General features: G+C 45.5%; 1 protein-coding gene. It reads right to left on the reverse strand.

Annotated features, from left to right (window positions below):
• Positions 1–131: 131 nt before the first annotated feature.
• Positions 132–1097 (reverse strand): IS110 family RNA-guided transposase, encoded by a 966-nt coding sequence (locus NBH16_RS23235; RefSeq protein ID WP_122370517.1) that lies wholly within the window; start codon positions 1095–1097, stop codon positions 132–134.
• Positions 1098–1312: the final 215 nt, after the last annotated feature.

Consider the following 1312-nt stretch of genomic DNA (forward strand, 5'->3'; position numbering starts at 1 on the left):
ATGAACTATAATAAGAAAATTGAATACGGTTAACGATAATTAGCATGATTATGCAATTTATCGTGCATGGAAAGCTCGTCGGGGCTGACAGCTCAGCCCCTTGCCGCATGGCGTTCCCTCCGCAGGAGCTGTTATGGCTTTTCAGATTTGAATCCATCGACATAGGGCTTTCCGTGAGTGACTACTGCGAAGGCTTGCCTTACGAGTTTGTTGGCGACCGCAATGACCGCCACCTTACCGGGCTTGCCGTTAGACCGTAAACGGTCGAAACAGGCCTTACACTCGGTATTAGACCTGAGAGAAGAGAAAGCCGCCACATAGAGCTGGCTTCTAAGGTTTGAATCCCCGTTTCGGTTGATGTGACCTTTGACATTGACTGACGTGCCGGATTGTTGGTAAGTAGGTGACAAGCCCAAATAACGGGTAAGCTGCTTGGCGTTATCAAAGTATGTGAACCCGCCGGTAGCTACAATGAGCGCGGTTGCCAGAGTGACACCGATACCTTTGATGGAGGTGAGCAGATCCATTTGTTTCTTGTATTCGCCCTGTGCCAACGAAGCGAGTTTTTCCTCCATAGCCTTGATTTGCCTTTCAAGGAAACCAATTGTTTTTTCAATGGTTTTCTTGCATTCAGGGTCGAAATGAGGCAGAACTTCCATTGAACCTTTAAGGTTGCGTGTGGCTACAAGTTGTTTTTTGAGTTGCCGTAGAACCGTTCGCTTCTGCTTTAAGACAAGAATCGAGTCACTGCGTAGCTTGTAAGGAGTCGGCTGCATTCTCTCACCGTACAAGGCTATCAGGCGGGCGTCAATCTCGTCCGTCTTGGTGACAGTGAGCATGACACGTGCGAAGTTTTTTATCTTCAGAGGATTCTCCAGACTGACGGTGATACCCGCCTCTGAAAGCAGATAAACGAGCAACGCGCTGTAATTGCCTGTTGCTTCCAGCACGCAATGATGTTCGGCGGCTGAAATGGTTTGGACGAACTCATGAATACCTTTTACGGTATTCTTAAATGTTTTCGTTTTACTTGTCTTTGCTGACGAATAAGCGACAACGAAAGTCGCCTTGCTGACATCGATTCCAACGTAAGTCATGGTCTGAATGTTTTTTAAACAACATCTGTACATCATGAGCCATCATTGCGAATGCGGGGTCTAAAAGCCCATTGAACTATCCGGTTTCTGATGTATAAAGTGTGGGGACAGAACATGATTCACGGTCTTTATGACTAATGAAAACTCGGTCTTATTCCACACTTTGATGTTGAATGTTTATGCAAATTTATAACGATAAATTATTATACAATGAA

Source organism: Parabacteroides sp. Y3-G-102 (assembly GCF_023656845.1).
Classification (GTDB): Bacteria; Bacteroidota; Bacteroidia; order Bacteroidales; family Tannerellaceae; genus Parabacteroides; species Parabacteroides distasonis.